The sequence below is a fragment of the Tunicatimonas pelagia genome (genome assembly GCF_030506325.1).
Classification (GTDB): Bacteria; Bacteroidota; Bacteroidia; order Cytophagales; family Cyclobacteriaceae; genus Tunicatimonas; species Tunicatimonas pelagia.
In genome coordinates this window covers 10,762-29,231 of sequence record NZ_CP120683.1, presented here as the reverse complement: position 1 = coordinate 29,231, position 18,470 = coordinate 10,762, and the positions used below count along the sequence as shown (strand labels likewise).

The window sequence follows — 18,470 nt, the reverse complement described above, 5'->3', positions numbered from 1 at the left end:
ATTAGCAAATCAGTCTAATAAGGCCAATTAACTCTAAATTCTGATACCCAGTACTGCTTTCGTTCAATAAAAAAGGAGCCTTAGAGCTCCTTTTTTTGTTAAATGGGTAGAGATATTTAATTAAGCTGGTGAATTAAGCAGCAGTAAGCTGTTTAAATTTGGACTTTTCAAAACGCTTCTGCGCGTAGTCCCGATCAATAGTAAATTCCTTAATTTCGGTTTGAGACGGCAATTCGTACATCGCATCGGTAATAATCGCCTCACAAATAGAACGCAAGCCTCGGGCACCTAATTTGTACTCAATAGCTTTATCTACAATGTAGTCCAACGCTGAATCGTGGAAGGTAACTTCAATACCCTCCATTTGAAAAAGCTTGTGGTACTGCTTGGTTAGCGCATTTTTAGGAGTAGTTAAAATCATTTTAAGTGTATCTTGGCTCAGCGGATCAAGATGGGTAAGTACTGGCAAGCGACCAATTAATTCGGGAATTAATCCGTACTGCTTTAGGTCTTGAGCCGTGACGTACTGTAACAAATTATCTTTATCAATCCGAACGTCATCACGGTTGGCCTTTGCTCCGGTGAAACCTAAAGGTTGGGTATTCAGACGGTTGGCAATTAGGCGAGAAATTCCGTCGAAGGCTCCCCCGCACACAAATAAAATATGTTCGGTATTGATGGCGATCATTTTTTGATCCGGGTGCTTTCGGCCACCTTGCGGGGGAACATTCACGCTAGTGCCTTCCAAGAGTTTAAGCAATGCTTGTTGCACTCCTTCACCACTCACGTCGCGGGTAATAGAAGGGTTATCAGATTTACGAGCAATCTTATCTATCTCATCAATATACACAATTCCCCGTTCGGCGGCTTCCACTTCGTAGTCGGCTGCTTGCAGCAGGCGAGTTAGAATACTTTCTACATCTTCGCCCACATAACCGGCTTCGGTGAGTACCGTAGCATCGGCAATGCAAAACGGAACCTGAAGGATCTTGGCTAACGTGCGGGCTAAATAGGTTTTTCCGGTGCCGGTTTCACCTACCATTACAATGTTAGACTTCTCAATAGAAATCTCTTCGTTGTCGTCGCGTTGCATAAGCCGCTTGTAATGATTGTAAACGGCCACCGACATCACTTTTTTGGCATCATCCTGACCGACTACATATTCATCGAGGTGCTTCTTAATTTCTTTAGGCTTAATCAGTGAAAACTCCGGATTAGCGGTCTTTCCTTTGATCTTTAATTCCTCTTCTAAAATTTGCTGGGCTTGGTTGATGCAGAAATTGCAGATATGGGCATTGATGCCGGAAATCATCAGGTCAACGTCTTTCTTTGTCCGGCCACAAAAGGAGCACGTAATTTGCTGGGGCATAATCTCAGCGATTGTTAATCGGTAAAATCAGTGAACGAGAAAATAATCTCCCGTTCACTGGACTGGTAAGTTAGTAAAATTTACGATTCGTTCCGAACCTTCGAGGCAACACCCCGGTCAAGCACTTCATCAATCAGACCGTATTCCTTGGCTTCGGTAGGCCGCATCCAGTAGTCGCGATCCGAATCTTGTTCAATTTTCTCAAAAGTTTGTCCGCTATGGTCGGCCAGAATTTGGTATAGATCCTTTCGGAGTTCTAGGGTTTGACGTAGCGTAATCTCCATGTCCTTCGACTGCCCTTGCATTCCACCACTGGGCTGGTGAATCATAATACGGGCGTGAGGAAGTGCCGCACGCTTACCATGTGCTCCCCCTGATAAAAGCACCGCTCCCATAGAAGCAGCCATACCCGTGCAGATAGTAGCTACATCGGGGGTAACGAACTGCATGGTATCGTACATGCCTAATCCGGCGTATACCGAACCACCGGGGCTGTTAATGTACAGAGAAATATCCTTTTTCGGGTCTACCGATTGCAAGAACAGTAGCTGGGCGGTAATGATGTTAGCAATTCCCTCTTCCACCTGCATACCCAAAAAGATAATTCGGTCCATAATTAGACGCGAGAATACATCAATCTCCCGGAAGTTAGTAGGACGCTCTTCAATAACCGCTCGAGTCATGTTTTCTACCCGTTGCACGTAGCTATCGAATGTAAGCCCATTAATGCCTTGGCCCTTTACGGCATATTTGCGAAACTCTTCTTTGTTAATCATGAAATAGTGGTTTTAAATAGAATATTATTCAGTAGGACGACTACGTGATATGCATATTGTAACGCGCGGCTAGGTTAGAAGTTATTTAGTCTCTTCGGCAACTTGGTTAAAGTCATCTATGCTCACTTCCTTTTCTTCAACGGTAACCTTCTCTTTTATATAATCGAAAACTTTCTCAGCCTGTACCTGACTGAATACTTGCATGTAATTGTTGCCATTTTCACCCTTGAGGTAGTTATCTACAATTGGGTCAAAACGTTCGTCTTCGCCAAATTCTGAGCCGTACATACCAAACTGCGATAAAACTAGTTCGCGGGCTTTCTTTTTTACATCTTCATGGTTGGCCTGTATTTCTTCGTCCTTCGCAATTTTCTCACTGATTAGGCTCCACCGTAGGTCTTGCAAGTAATCATCAAACTGCTCGTTGATTTGCTCTTCATTCACTTCTTCGTCCTGGCGCGATAGTATCCAGCGTTTGAGGAAGTCAGCAGGAAGCTGAATATCAGTTTGATTGATATAATGATTACGAATGCTACGGGATAATAGGGCATCACTCTCGCGATCGTAGTTTTCTTTAATATTCTCTTTCACTTTATTGCGAAACTCTTCTTCGGTACTTACAGCATCTTTTCCGAAAATCTGATCGAAGAACTCCTGGTTGATTTCAGCCGGAGCCGGGCGGGTGATTTCCGATACAGTAAAAGTAAAATCACCGGTAATGTCAGCAACCTCTCCGTGCTCTTTACCCAGCAGAAAAGCAACATCAGTATCTTCGGGAAAAACCGACCGTATATCAAACGTTACCGAGTCATTCGCTTTTAAGCCCGTAAATTGCTCTCGCTTTTCTTCGGGCACCAGGTTGATATTAATCTCAGTTTCGTGGCTGGTTTCTTCATCTACCTGAATAGCACCAATGAGCGTATCTTCCGCCTGACTTTCTTCTACTGTTTCGTTAGTGCTAAACCGCTTACGTAAATTGTCGATAGACTCATCAACAGTTTTATCGGTCAACTCAATGGTATGCTTAGTAATAGATACTTGATCGGATAAGTCGTATGAGAAGTCATTGACTAGACCTAAGTCGTAGCTAAAAGAAAACTCACTTTGGTTGTCCCAGTCAATGTTTTCTGCATCGCTCAGGTCGGGTAGCGGTTCGCCCACTACTTTCAAGTCATTTTCCTGTATGTAGCGGGGCACCGACTGAGAAAGTAATTCGTTGATCTCTTCAACTTTAATGGCTTTACCGTACATTCTTTTAATCACTCCCGCCGGAACTTTACCGGGCCGAAAGCCTTTAAGGTTTACCTGTTTGCGGTACTGCTTTACCTTTTGCTCTATTTTAGGCTCGTAGTCTCCCGGAAAAAGGCGAATGTTAAGGGTAGCTTCGTTATTTTCTTTTTTGTCGAGTGTAATATCCAACACAATAGGTTTTTGGTATGAAACAAAAACCCTCTTCTCAACAATGGGCTAATGAGAAGAGGGTTGCAGAAAGATGTGCGGATGGAGGGACTCGAACCCCCATGCCTTGCGGCGCTAGATCCTAAGTCTAGTGCGTCTACCAATTTCGCCACATCCGCCTTCCAGAAAAATAGAATGCAAATCTAGTGTTATTTGCCATTATTTCAATGGGCAAACGTAAAAATATTGAGGAGAGTTTCTATTTAAGTTGTGTTCGGGTGTTTATGTATTCATGTGTTTTAGTAATAGACACACTTTAAACACCCAAACACCAGAACACTTCATTCTCGAATGAATTAATCATATTTTTTGTTATTATTTGCCAGTAGGTTCATTATCTTCATTAAAGCAAACCCTCTAAAAAGGAGTATTATGCAGGCCATTAACGAAGAAGCAGAAAAGAAAGAGATTCTTCGGCGGTACCGTCGTCTGTTACGTTTAGCTAAGCCTTATCTGAACGGAGACGATGCTAAGCAGATTAAGCGAGCGTTTAACCTCTCGGTAGAGGCTCATAAAGATATGCGCCGTAAATCTGGTGAACCGTATATTTACCATCCTCTTTCGGTGGCGGAAATATCCGTTCGGGAAATTGGCCTGGGAACTACCTCTATTATTGCTGCCCTACTGCACGATGTGGTAGAAGATACGCACGTAGAACTGGAAGATATTGAACGGGAGTTTGGTCCGAAAATCTCCCGGATTATTGATGGTCTTACCAAAATTGCGGGAGTTTTTGATTACGGGAGCTCTCAGCAGGCGGAGAACTTCCGTAAGATGTTGCTTACACTTTCGGATGATGTTCGAGTGATTTTGGTAAAACTAGCCGACCGTCTGCATAATATGCGAACCTTGGATAGTATGCCCCAGGATAAGCAATTGAAGATCGCTTCCGAAACTATCTACCTCTACGCCCCACTGGCTCACCGACTGGGGCTCTACGCTATTAAATCAGAGCTAGAAGATTTATATTTAAAGTATACCCAGCCCGGGGTCTATCGTGATATTGCTAAAGCTATTAGTAGCAGTAAAGATGCCCGTCGCCGGTTTATTCGTAAGTTCATTGAACCCATTGAATCTGCGTTTGGGCGGCAGCATTTTAGCAAAGATCAGTTCGTTATTTTGGGTCGCCCTAAGTCCATCTATTCTATCTGGAATAAGATGAACACCAAAAAAATTCCGTTTCAGGAGGTGTATGACCTGTTCGCCGTTCGCATTATACTGGACGTGCCTATTGAGGAAGAAAAAGCCGCTTGTTGGAAAGCCTATTCAGTGATTACTGATTTTTATAACCCCAACCCCGAGCGTTTACGCGACTGGATTAGTACTCCCAAGTCAAATGGCTACGAGTCGTTGCATACTACGGTGATGAGCCCTAGTGGGCAGTGGGTGGAGGTGCAGATTCGAACCCGGCGAATGGATGAAATTGCGGAGAAAGGCTACGCCGCGCACTGGAAGTACAAAGACAAGCCTACGGCTAGCCGTCAATCGGGCTTAGAAGAGTGGATCGCGCAGGTGCGTACTATTTTAGAGCAAGCCAAAAGTGAGAATGCTGCTTCGGCCATTGAGTTTGTCGATGACTTTCGCTCTAATCTCTTTAACGAGGAGGTGTTTGTGTTTACGCCCAAAGGCGAGCTACGAACACTACCCGGTGGAGCAACGGCTCTCGACTTTGCGTTTGACATCCACACGGAAGTGGGGGCTCATTGTTTGGGGGCTAAAGTGAATCAAAAGCTGGTGCCTATCAATTACATCCTCCAGAACGGTGACCAGATCGAGATTATCACTTCTAACAAGCAGAAACCCAATGAAGGATGGCTTCGCTTTGCGGTTAGCTCAAAGGCGAAGGGGAAAATCAAGGAGATACTAAAAGAAGAGAAAAAAGCGGAAGCAGCCGAAGGCCGAGAAATTATTAGGCGTAAGCTTCGGCAAATGAAAATGGAAATGAATAGTCAGGTGATTGAGCAAATGACCGACTATTTTAATGTGAAGACGCCACTAGAATTATACTATCAGGTAGGAGAGGGGGTAATTCCTAGTACTTCGCTGAAGCGATTTAAAGAAGATACCGAACGAGAAAAAGCCAAGACCAATGGTCAGATCAATGATGCTAAAACCTTTAAGAAGACAGTTTCCAAATTAAAAGGTGAGGCGCAGGCGATGCTGCTGATCGGCGAAGATCAGGATATTGTAGACTATAAAATTGCTAAATGCTGTAATCCGATACCGGGTGACAATGTGTTTGGGTTTGTCACTGTAAACGAAGGCATTAAAATTCATCGTACTGATTGTCCCAATGCACCTGAGCTAATGTCAAATTATGGCTACCGCATTGTTCAGGCAGAATGGACCCAGAAAAAAGAGTCCGCTTTCCTTTCTGGCCTACGCATTAACGGAACCGATAGGGTGGGTCTAATTAGCGACATCAGCGATATTATTTCTTCAGAACTAAAAGTAAATATGCGCTCCTTCCAGATGGATACAGACGAAGGAATCTTTGAAGGAAACATCATGTTGTACGTACACGATCGGCGGCATCTTGATAAGTTGATTAAGCGGTTAGAGCGAGTCGCTGGCGTAGAGAAAGTCACTCGTAACGTATCTTTGTAATCGCTAATTTCGTTTCTGTTGTGGCACTACGCCCGAAAATTATATCTTTGCAATTTAGAGACTGGTTATGGCATTAAACCCCGAAGTATTTTCAAAAGTTAAAAACACGTTTATTGCTTATCTGGAGCAGAAAGGGTACCGAAAAACACCTGAGCGCTTTGCTATTCTGGAAGAAATCTACTCAAGAAGCGGTCATTTTGATGTAGAGTCTCTTTATATCAATATGAAAAATAAAGGGTTTAGAGTGAGCCGAGCAACGGTATACAATACTTTAGATATTTTGGTGGAGTGCGATTTGGTGAGCAAGCATCAATTTGGGAAGAACTTAGCGCAGTACGAGAAGAATTATGGGTATAAGCAACACGATCATTTAATTTGCACCGACTGTAATCAGGTACTGGAATTCTGTGATCCCCGTATTTATAATATTCAGAAAATGGTGGGGGAATTATTAGGTTACGAGGTAGATCATCATTCGTTAATTCTGTACGGAAGCTGCAATAAAGAAAATTGCGAAAAACGCCCGGCTGAACCTTTGTCGGATGTAGAAAAATCAAGTTAGGTAGTTTCGCTACCGGGTCTTCGAAAAGCACTTCTTCTTAAACTCTTAGAAACCGCTATCAATTTTACATTTTCAACTGTCAACTAATACAATATGAGCGTCGATGTGCTGCTAGGACTCCAGTGGGGAGATGAAGGAAAAGGGAAAATAGTAGATTATCTAGCCCCCAAATACAATGTGATTGCCCGCTTCCAAGGTGGGCCTAATGCGGGGCACACCCTAGAGTTCGATCAAACTAAACATGTACTTCACCAAATTCCATCGGGAGTTTTTCGCCCTGAAGCCAAAAACGTGATTGGCAACGGAGTAGTGCTTGATCCGGTAATTTTGCAAAAGGAAATTGTAGACTTACAGAACAAGGGAGTTGACCCTACCCAAAATCTCTATGTTTCTAAAAAAGCCCAACTGATTTTGCCTACGCATCGGCTGCTTGATGCGGCTTATGAACAAGCTAAAGGTGATAAAAAAATTGGATCAACGCTGAAAGGTATTGGCCCTACCTACCAAGATAAAATTGGTCGATTGGGAATGCGTGTAGGGGACGTTCTGCGGAATGACTTTGCAGAATTTTATCGCTCTCGGGTAGATGAACATAAAAAGAAACTGGCTTCCTACAATTATTCTTACGATTTGGAGCCACTGGAACAAGCCTTCTGGAAAGCGGCAGATTTTCTCAAGACCCTGAACTTAATCGATAGTGAGATATACCTACACGACCAGCTAGATCAACAAATTCCTATTCTGGCGGAAGGGGCGCAGGGAGCCTTGCTCGATATCGATTTTGGAAGTTATCCCTTTGTAACTAGCTCTACCACCACGGCAGCCGGGGCTTGTACTGGGTTAGGTATTGCTCCTCGTCATATTGGCGAGGTATTCGGTATATTTAAGGCTTATTGTACTCGGGTAGGCTCTGGCCCATTTCCCACTGAGCTACATGACTCACTCGGGGAAGAACTGCGAAAAAAAGGCTGCGAATTCGGGGCAACTACCGGTCGACCCCGGCGGTGTGGCTGGTTGGATTTGCCCGCGCTGAACTACGCAGTGAAGCTAAACGGAGTGACTCAGCTCTTCATGATGAAGGCCGACGTGTTGAATGGTATGGATGAAATTAAAGTGTGTACCCACTACCAACTATCCGATGGAAGTGAGATTGATTATATTCCGTATGATTTGAGGGAAGAAGAAGTTAAGCCAATTTACCAAACCATGAAGGGCTGGAGTTTTGATCTAAACAACGCCAGCAACATAGCCGATCTACCCGCTTCTTTTCACCACTACATCGAATTTATTGAAGATTTTGTAAAGGTGCCCATCAACCTTGTTTCTTTAGGGCCTAAGCGAAGGCAAACCCTGTTGAAAGAAGATAGCCTGCTAGCTACCCGCTAGAAGCAGCTCGGCTGGAAGCAGCTCGGCTAGAAATAGCTGTGACACTTACTGTTACCAATATTTAGTCGGTAGCTTAGCATAAATTCGTGCGTTCCATCGGTGAAGGTACTAATTCTGGAAATGGTATGATCGTAGGTGTAACCGAAGCTAAAGTTTCGGTTCAGTATAATTTCCAGCAGACCGATCATAGAATCTCCACTACGGTACGATACGCCCAGATTGATAACATCTTGAAAGAAAGCATTAGCATTCAAATCCATGTTAACGGGCTGTCCCTCTTGGTAGCGAATAAGCGTAGATGGCATGAGCTTAATTGATGGACTGAGCGTGAAAACATGTCCACCTGTAAGGAAGTAGTACCGCCGTTCCCTCGCTTCGCTAAGCACATCGGCGGCATTATATACATCATTATTCAGTAAGTAAGGCACGGAAATTCCGGCGTAGGTTCTACTATTACTGTAAAAGGCACCCGTACCAAAATTAGGGCTAAACCGAGTCTGTGTTCCCGAAAGTACAGGGTCAAAGGGACTCGCTCTCCTTAACTTTTCAAAATTGGACTGCGTGTAATTAAACCCGCCCTGTAGTCCTAGCGAAAGCGTACCGACCAAGAGCTTAATTTTATAAGCGTAGCTTCCGTATATGCTATAGTCATCGTGAATACCAATCTGGTCGCGAGATACTATTAGACCTACCCCCATTGGGCGATTTTCCAAAGCGGTGTGGGTTACTAAGCTCTGCGTTTTAGGTGCGCCTTCTACGTTTACCCACTGGTCTCGATGAACTAAGCTTACTTCCCATTGCTGCTGGTTACCAGCGTAGGCCGGATTGAGCACCAAGCCGTTGAACATATACTGAGAGAAGATTGGTCGCTGCTGGGCGTATCCTTCATTAGATACAAGACCTAGTAACAGACCAATCCATCCAATAGTGAATAATAATATTTTAATTCTATAACGTAATCTCTTCATAATATAAAATATATGCAGTACGGAATACTGCACCATAGTGGTGCAAGCATTCCAGTGGCTAGGTTGCGAAATGGCTATTACCGAATCAGTTCTAGATAGCCTGAGCTAGGTTCGTCTCCGTTCTGCTTATCAATAATGTAGAAGTAAGTACCGTCGGGCAGTTTATCTCCCGCAATGTACAATCCTTTATTACCGTACCCCTCAAAGTAAGACGTCTCATTATCGTAGTTTTCATTTTCGTAGACCAGCGTGCCTGCCCGGTTGTAAATCCGCACAATATTGCCCTCAAAATTCTCAATACAGCTAATAATGAAGCGATCATTGTTGCCATCACCATTCGGGGAGATACCATTGAAGGTATAAATAGTGCTTTCAATTTCTCCGGTTTGGGTAAACCTACAGCCCTTATCGTCAATAATAGTAGCCTCGTACACTCCCGGTGGCTGATCGGTAAGGAAGAATCCGTTGACGAAGCCATTGGGGGTGAGCCACTCAATGTCAGCCACTCTTACCTCTTCGTTAAAGCGAACGGTGATAGAACCACTAGCCTCAAAGCAGGTAGACGGGGTGGTGACAATTTCAAAATCAGGAACCCGAATATCTTCCGGAATTTCTACCGTTGCAGGTTCCGAGTAGCAACCGGTTACCAAGTTCATTACTACAACTGAGTATTCTTCGGCCATCAATCCGGTAATGATATTGGTGTTTGTGCTGCGGAATATCTCGTCACCTTCCTCATTGTACCAAGTGTATTGATACACTGCTGTAGAATCTAGCTGGGTACTATCCAGTACCGCGATGGCCGAACCATTGGGAGTTACACAGTGAGTAACCGCCGAAAGTACTTCCGTACTCGGAATGGGTAAGCGGAAATCAGTATTTTCGGCAATGACCATCCCCGTGACCGGATCACTCAAGCAACCGGTAATTTTATCTCTAGCTACCACTGAGTAGGTGTTCGGCACTAGTTCAGCCGCAGTAGGTCCTTGAGCGATTGGGCGATTAGAAATATCCTCGCCTTCGTACCAGAAGAAATCGTAGCGAGAAGGATTGCCCGCTACAGTGGCTGATAGCTGCCCATTCGGATTCCCTTCATCGCAGTTGGTCATGTTAAAGTCATTGCTCACCTCTACCGTCATAACGTTGCCGCGCAAATCATCTACCGTAACGGTGGTTGTTACCACTTCGCAATCTGGCTCATCCCGATCGCTTACTTGCACGGTATAGGTACCATTTTCCAGACCTTCTACTAAGTTTTGATCATCAGACGATGAGACGGCGTTCCCGCTGCTATCGAGCCAGCGGTATACGTAGTTACCACTACCTCCATTTACATTGGCAGCTACCTGACCATTAGGAGCCACGCAACTAGTAAACGGCGAGGAAGAAGCACTCAAAATTAGTGGTATGGCAACTCCCTCAATAGTGTACGTGCGGGTGGTTTCACACCCAGTAAGCATGTCTTGTACCCAGACAGTATAGGTGCCCGGAACCAAATTCTCTACCTCGAGCAGATTGCTGAGTCCGATCAAGCTATCAGCCGGATTAGTAATTACTGCCCCTTCGTACCAGCGCGTAATAACATCCGTACTATTGCGTACTTCTACTTCAATAAACCCTTCGGGGTCATCGGAAGGCTCACAAGCCACAATGGGGTCAGCAATATTATCAAGCACTACTACTACATCTTGGGTAGAGTCGGCAATAGTAATCTGCACAGGTAACGACGCACATCCTCCGGGAAGTCGGCTTACAGCTCTTACAAAATACGTTCCGGCTGGAAGGGCATTGGCTGATAGTGAATCAGTTGCCAAGCCATATCCATCGGCAGTCCCGAATTCATTTGCCGGATCAGTAGGATCATTGGTATACCAAACATACTGATAATCACCCGAAGCCTCTACGTTTCCGTTAAGCGTAACGTTTACCACTTCGGCCGCCCCTCCGGCTGGATCACAATTGAACTGATCGGAGGTTTTAGTAGCCGTTAGAATAGGTCTAATCACCTGAGTGCGAACCTGGAAGGTATCTGTTACATCACAGCCAGTGAGCGGGTTTAGTATGGTTACTTCATACTGTCCGGGCGGTAGGTTACTTAGTGTCTCAGTATTAGGTACTGAAGTGTCTAACATATGCGAACTCGGTAAAGTAGGGTTGCCATTATAGCTCCAGCTAAAGGTATAGCCACCAGCCGGAGTTGTTCCGTCGGCTTCCTCTCCTCTAACGCTGACTACTCCTTCAAACGCTCCAGTACAATCGATAAAATCCTCCACATTTAATTCGTAGATCAGAGGTTGAACGATAGAATCTACCAGTACCACTTGTAGGGTATCGGGTGAGCCACAGAATCCGGTGCTAGTATTGGTAACCGTCACGAAGTAAGTATCTACTGTGAGATTGCTTAATACGTTGCTAGTTTCCCCTGAAATTACGGTACTGGTGTTACCTCGGTACCAAGTAAAATCGTAATTGCTAAAATTAGCATCGGTACTTTGGATGGTGGTTCCCCCTTCTCTAATTTCCGTAATGGTAATCATACCATCACCTGGGGTACAAGTAGTAACGTTCTGCTTGCTTACACTAGCGGCAGTGAACTCTGGAAAAACTGGCTCAAAGCGGATAGTATCGTAAGCATACACTGTTTCGCAATCTACGTCTTGATTTCTTACTGCTACTCGGTAGATACCTACGGGTACATTCGATAGGGTATTTGGGTTAGCTGTTGGCGGACTGACAATAGCTGATCCCGGTAGCGGAGAGCCATCACTCATAGTCCAAGTAAATGAATAGGTAGCCAATGGGGTTGTTACCGTTCCACTGTTATCAATATCCCTAGCTACTACCGAAATACTTCCATCGGTAGCTCCCGGTGTACAATCCACTACTGGAGAAGTAGCCGTAATTTCTACCTGGGTTTCTGTTACATTGAAGTCAACGTCAATACTTTGGTAGCTAGAGATACATCCGGTAACCCGATCTACTGCATAGACATAGTAGGTGCCGCTATCTAAGTTAGAGAGCACAGCATTGTCACCAACATAGACTAATGGGTCAATAATATCAGCCGAGGTAGTGGCAATTTGATCGTGCCAGTAAAAGTCATAATCAGCCAAGTTGGTAACCCCAGTTGTTGCCGAAGCGATAACTTCTACTTCGCCATTGGCAGGGTTACACTGAGTCTGATCACTATTTACCTGGATATTATCTGGCGCAAGCACAGGCGGTACTCTGTTATCAGCAATATTTACGGTCACTACCGTATCGCATTGTGTGGTTGGATCTCGGAATTCAAAGTCATAAGTTCCCGACTCTAAATTAATAATAGTGAAAGTAGATACTGGATCAGTATGATTCTCGGTCACATCGCCAGTATTAAAAGTGTATGTGCTTCCATCTTTCTGGGCAGAGGTTAATTGGTAATTACCATAAGCAGTAACATCAGTAGCTCGCTTAGTTACTTCTAGAATGGTACGTCCACTATTACCAACACAAAGCGAGTCGGCTGCGTTTAGGTTCTCAGTTACTAGCGGCGACTGAGCAATAGCCTTTACCTCAAATGAACGTGGGTCAGACTGACACTCAAAAGGGTCGGTGCCACCCGAGAGAATATAGTTTCGGGCATCAACAATTACTACCGTGTACCAGCCCGGTTCCAGCCCACTAAGGGTTCTTCGGTTATTATTACCACCACCCAACGTTGGGGCAGGCCCGAAGGTTTGATAATTGGTGGGGTCATTTAAATCTCCCAATGGGTCATTGTATTGAACCGCTCCGTCTTCCACTCGCCCCTCGAACCAGTAGTAGAAGAAGTCATCCTGACTATATCCCGAGTACCTAGGAATACCCGACAAAATAGTTGGGTCAACCTGACCAACTACTTGCCCTGTATTTCCAGGAACACAAGTATCTACATCAGTGATTGTAAGTGTTGGAGGTGGAATAGGTGTAACACTGGAAGGAAGCGTAAAGGTACTATCTTTAGTACAGCCTGTGTTATTATCAGTTATTAGAATTGTATACTGGTTGGAACGAATATTATTTAATAAGGTCGTATTAGCACCAGTGATTGGAAAATCAAGCGTAGCCCCTTGGTGCCACTGGTACGAATAGTTACCAGAACCGCCCGCTACATTAATTACTTCTAATCCACCGTCAGGATTGATACAGTCACTTTGCTGCTGTACAACGCTGAAGTCAAAGGTTAAATTATTAATTAAGTTGCTACTTACCTCCACAGTGTACGCAGTGGATACACAAGTAGAATTAATATTAGTAGCAACTACGGTATACTCACCCGGTTCAACATTTACTAGTTGAGCCGACTGAGCCGATGCGTTTTCACCTAATAAAATCGGATCGGTGGTATCATCGCCCCGGTACCACTGGTACGTGAAGTCGGCCAAATTACCAGTGTCGGTAAATGTAGCTCCATCATCCTCCGAAAGATCAATCGAAGTGACCTGGGCTACTCCGTTTGGTGGAGTACAATTAGTAGCATCAGTAGAAGCCAAATTCAACCGTATTTCATCACCACTAATAATATTATCTCCTAAGTATACTTGGGCTCGTCCAGTACAACCTGTTAAGTCGTTTTCTACCTCTAAAATGTAGGTGCCAACCCCAATATTATCCAGGCTAGCTCCGCTGGCTACCGCACCGGGGTTGTTAGTGGTCACTGGAATATCTACGCCATTATCTAACTGATACCATCGGAAGGTGTAGCCAGTAGTATTGCCGCTTACATCACCACGTAATCCACCGTTTTGATCATTAGAATCACAGGAGGTCTGTTCGATAATAGTCACGTTGATATTAGAAATTGGGAAGTCTCGTTCATCACGAATAAATACCTCGGCTGTATCCAGAGCGGCACACCCAAAGCCATCATTACGAACGGCTCGCACCGAGTACCAACCTACGTCTAATCCGGTAATTACGGAATTATTCTGTCCGGTGATGAGTGTAGCACTTGCATTTCGAACATCATTTTTTGTGCCTTGGTACCAGTAATACGTATAGTTAGCAGTATCAGGTGTTCCGCCTGAGGTTGAAGCTTGTAAACCAGCCTCAATACTGCCACTAAATGTGCCATTACAAAAAATCTGATCACTTAGTTTTGTCGCTGTAATCGTTTCCTGATAATCTATTGAATTATCTGCCAAAGTAGTATACACTACAGTATCACAGCCTGTGGTCTGGTTATAGATGCGTACTGCATAGTCATCCGCAGCAATTCCGGTCAACTGGTTAGAATTTGGCTGAGGGCTGTAGGCGGAAGATGTGTCTACTCCTACAAACCAGCGGAAAGTGTATCCCGTCGTAGTACCGTCAACCGTTACGCTCAATGCACCATCAGGATTAGTAGCATTACAATTAGTCTGCGGGGTAGGGGAGAATGCTACATTTCCAAAAGGAACGATATTGGCATTTATGCTGAAAATACTAGAGGCTGGCGATACACAGTTGGTAGTAGTATCTTCCACTACCGCAGTATACGGCCCCGCTTCTAATCCGGTAAACAGTCCCGAAGTATTGGTAGCAATATCTACACTTCCCCGTCGGATAGTGTAGCGATAGCCGGGGGTAGCCCCTCCGCCAGAAGCGGTAACTTGCGCTTGCCCGTTTGGATTACAAGTGGTCTGATTTTGCAAAACATTAACATTAGACACTACAGGCGGAGTAGGGTTATTCGGTAGATCAATAGAAGTAGTGAAAGTACAACCAGTTACGGTATCCGTAACAACCACGGTATACCTAATGGTAAGATTGGTACTCAAGGTATCTGGCGTGATATGGTTATTACCCACTACCACTGCCGAAGGGCTAGAAGTATCGGTACCCCGGTACCATACCCAACTGTATTGGGCAGGGTCAGGAACATTGGCGCGTAACTGTCCGTTGAACGGAGCCCGGCAAGCCGTTTGCTCTCGCTCTACCACCAACGGAATATTGTTAATGGTAGACGTGTTTTCAACAGTCACTTCCTCGCCTTGGGTGTATAAACCACAATCGTTACTAGGATTGTAGGCGCGTACTTCGTAGATACCTTCGCTGAGGTTGCTGAACGAAGGAACGGTACTGAAAGTAGTATCTTGGGCGGGGCTTAGCTGAATGAGCATATAGTCATAATCAGCTTCGTCACCTACTACTTCCACTGCAATTGTCCCATTGGGGTTGGTACAATTGGTATTAGCCGTGGCGGTCAAGCTATCAATCTGGGGAATATCCAGCGTTAAATCATAGGTAACCGTTTCCGAGCACCCGGTAAGTAGGTTGTTTACAACAATTTTGTAAAGTAAAGGCACCAAATTGGTTGCTTCAGCACCTATTGCTAAAGTATCACCTTCTTGCTCATCCGTCCAGTATATGCTGTAGTTGGTAAGGTCAGGGGGGCTTCCGTTGAGCAACGCTCGTAAATGGCCGTCGGCTATACCAGGGGCACAGCTTGATACCGCTTGCACTTCTTCAATAGTTACCGAATCAGCCGTAGGCCAATCCTCCAAGCGCTCAATACGTACGGTGTCGGGTACACCTTGACAAGTGTACACACCATTATCAAATTCAATCATTACCTCGTACGTACCCGAATCGAGTTGGTTTACGAACGAAGATGTACCGACAACAGTACCATCAGCAATATTGGTCCAAGTAAAATTATACTCAGACTCGGGTAAGGCCGAACCATCTGCTGCGCGTACTTGGGCCTCACCATTATTTTCAGTAGTGATGGCACCGGGGCAGTTACGGTTATCTTGAATCTTTTGAACCTGCACGCTAAAGGGTGTGGGAGTAACGTCAATTGAAACAATAGTAGGCGTATTATCGCATTCCCGGATAGGGCCAGTGATTTCATCTAGCGGGTAAAATGCCGAATTGGCAATTTTATTGCCTAGTTCATCATAAGGACCAATATCGTTCAGGGAAGCATACAGCGTATAATCCCCTCGAGGGCCAGTCACCGTCAGGGTGGTATCAATAAAACTTCCTGGCAGTAAACCACCTGCGGGTGGGTCAATCTCAATTACCGAAAAATGTGGGTCTTGATCGGTATCAGCGTAGGCTTGTTCGGGGTTTTCGCTATAAAAGGAAATGGGAATGGGAGAAGATACTTCTTCATCACCATTATTTTCAAAGAACAAACGAACCCTAAATTCTTGGTTAGGGCATTCAGGAGGGAAAATACGAGTGCTGTCGGGCGCAAAGTCTAGTTTAGCCGCCGGAAATACCAAATCGCCACAATAGCTAATGCGAGGAGATTGGTTTAGAAACTTATTGAGTGGAAAAGCAGTGGCAGCGGTTGGATCATTACATAGCTGAGAAAAGCTTAAATGATGTGGTTGGGCAAACCTCGGTACGCTCAAGTCATCATTAATGTTGACGTTGAAGTACGAGAACTGGTTCCACACTTGGCGAGCCGGTACCCAGTAATTATTATCAGCCGCTTTATACACTTTGATATGACCGTTTGTACGAGTACCGGAGGTCACCGGATCTTCTCCATATTCATTTCTCTCCTGTCCACAAGAGACAATAATCTCAGTTTCCCCGTCGCCGTCTACGTCGGCTACAATGGGGTACTCACCTTGGGTTTGTGAGCTACAGAATGAGCCGTCTAAGAACCCACTTACGATTCGCCCCGAGACACCATCCACAATGTAGAGATTGATTTCATCACGGTAAATTACCTCAGAAGCACCGTCGCCATCGAAGTCGAATACAGTAGTACCCGTAAAGCCGGATGATGACTCCCAAAACTCATCGTGGTTTTCCCATTGCAAACTAAAGTCACTGTTCAGTGCGTACAGGCTGGAACCGGACATAAAGGTGACTTCTAGCTGGCCATCGGCATCAATATCCGCAATATTTAGTGTTCCTACTCCTCTTCGCCAAGTACATAGCTCGTTAGAATTTCCGCAGCCACCGCCGTTCAAGTCCCGAAAATTTCCTCGGTTAGCTGCGATTGTATTGCCCGGGCGAGCAACAATAAACATGCTGACTTCACTATTCTGTATATCCCAGAAAAAGACTGAAGTTGGACCGTTCTGATTGCCAGTCGTTCCCCCCATCAGTATATCCAGATGACCGTCTTGGTTAAAGTCTACTGTGCTAGTAGTGCTCCACGTTTGATTAGTAAAGTTAGCATTTTTAGGGTGATATCCCCCAGCCCGATAATCTGCCGGAAGGGTGGTAGCATCATCCATATTCAGTTCCTCAGTAAGTTGATTATTGTCAATATCGACTGAATAGATAATATGTCCTACTACTAGCTCTAATCCGCTACAATCGGCACAAGCAGCATCAGGAAGTATATCGACGGCAACCGAAGCCGAGTTTAAGTCATTTTGCCAATTATTGGCCGATGGATACGTGGTTGATCCATGACTACCGGCAATTAGCACGGCACCGGTAGTAGCATCCCGTATTTCGTTAACTTGATATAATTCAGGGGTTCCATCCAGGTTAAAGTCCGCCACATTAATAACTCGCCCACTCGGGAATCCCGATGAGGCTTGGTTCCAGTAAGGAGTAAGGTCATGGTGATAGGCGCGGACAGAATTATTATTGCCTACAATAAATATCTCACCCAAGTCATCGCCATCAACATCGGCTACAACTGGGTACGCCCGAACATTTGAACCAAAATTTGCCTGGGCTTCAATACTTGTCAGATCAGAGCCATCCAGTACATGTATCCTTCCAGTTTCGCTATTAGCTGTAATTACTTCGGGAGTGCCATCGTTATCTACGTCGGCCACCATAGGCATACCCAGCGCGGCACTAGTTCGGTTAGCCGACGAATCGGCTACTTGAATGCTAAATGCATTACCGGTAGGTACAGCTTCGCAATCGGGTTGAATAACAATAAAGTTATTGGGATTATCGGGATCAGCTAGGCAGTCACCGTCATAGTAGTCAAAAAAGCCGTCGCCGTCGTTATCAATTCCGTCGCCACAGTCATTTTCGCAAAGAACTGAACCACCACAATCCAATCGATCCTGGCAATCAATATCACCATCACCATCGTTATCAATTCCATCGCCACAGTCAGTTTCAGTATCAGGCTGAGGAGGTGGAGTACAATTACAACTAGGCTCTTCACAATCGGTTAATCCATTACCGTCGTTATCAACATCATCGTCGCAGTTGAAGAGGTTACCATTACCATCATCACCTTCAAACCGCTGAACTACGCAACGGGTAGATCTATATTCAGGATGACCAGGATCAAAACAATTAGGGTTAATTGTTTGAGCGTTCAGCTGCTGATTTACAGTAAGTAATGAGAAAGTTACGAGTACGATATACCAATATTTCATAATCCCTACTTTGCAAAAGAAAACGTA

Annotated in this window: 8 protein-coding genes and 1 tRNA gene; 3 read left to right on the top strand and 6 right to left on the bottom strand. The window is 44.9% G+C overall.

Annotation, left to right across the window (positions count from 1 at the left end):
• Positions 1-133 precede the first annotated feature (133 nt).
• The 4 genes from clpX to P0M28_RS00065 form a co-directional block, all read right to left on the bottom strand.
• Entirely contained in the window at positions 134-1,369 is a 1,236-nt protein-coding gene (gene clpX, locus P0M28_RS00080) for an ATP-dependent Clp protease ATP-binding subunit ClpX (RefSeq protein WP_302207288.1), read from the bottom strand.
• Between the two features lie 80 nt (positions 1,370-1,449).
• On the bottom strand, positions 1,450-2,145 hold the full coding sequence (locus P0M28_RS00075; protein WP_302207287.1) for a ClpP family protease: 696 nt from the start codon (positions 2,143-2,145) through the stop codon (positions 1,450-1,452).
• A gap of 81 nt (positions 2,146-2,226) precedes the next feature.
• Entirely contained in the window at positions 2,227-3,564 is a 1,338-nt protein-coding gene (tig, locus tag P0M28_RS00070) for a trigger factor (protein WP_302207286.1), read from the bottom strand.
• A gap of 76 nt (positions 3,565-3,640) precedes the next feature.
• Positions 3,641-3,722, bottom strand: a tRNA-Leu gene (locus tag P0M28_RS00065).
• Positions 3,723-3,975: 253 nt separating this feature from the next.
• On the opposite strand from P0M28_RS00065, the gene P0M28_RS00060 reads away from it, so the two are divergent.
• The 3 genes from P0M28_RS00060 to P0M28_RS00050 all read left to right on the top strand — a co-directional run bounded on the left by P0M28_RS00060 (position 3,976) and on the right by P0M28_RS00050 (position 8,158).
• Positions 3,976-6,210, top strand: coding sequence for a RelA/SpoT family protein (locus P0M28_RS00060; protein ID WP_302207285.1), 2,235 nt, complete (start codon positions 3,976-3,978; stop codon positions 6,208-6,210).
• A gap of 67 nt (positions 6,211-6,277) precedes the next feature.
• Positions 6,278-6,772: a Fur family transcriptional regulator gene (locus tag P0M28_RS00055; RefSeq protein WP_302207284.1), complete on the top strand. Its 495-nt coding sequence runs from the start codon at positions 6,278-6,280 to the stop codon at positions 6,770-6,772.
• Positions 6,773-6,865: 93 nt separating this feature from the next.
• Positions 6,866-8,158 (top strand): adenylosuccinate synthase, encoded by a 1,293-nt coding sequence (locus P0M28_RS00050; protein ID WP_302207283.1) that lies wholly within the window; start codon positions 6,866-6,868, stop codon positions 8,156-8,158.
• A 26-nt stretch (positions 8,159-8,184) separates the two neighbouring features.
• On the opposite strand, the gene P0M28_RS00045 is transcribed toward P0M28_RS00050, so the two are convergent.
• Positions 8,185-9,126: a PorP/SprF family type IX secretion system membrane protein gene (locus P0M28_RS00045; protein ID WP_302207282.1), complete on the bottom strand. Its 942-nt coding sequence runs from the start codon at positions 9,124-9,126 to the stop codon at positions 8,185-8,187.
• Positions 9,127-9,203: 77 nt separating this feature from the next.
• A complete protein-coding gene (locus P0M28_RS00040) occupies positions 9,204-18,443 on the bottom strand; it encodes a T9SS type B sorting domain-containing protein (protein ID WP_302207281.1) in 9,240 nt (3,079 codons plus the stop codon).
• Between the last annotated feature and the right edge of the window lie 27 nt (positions 18,444-18,470).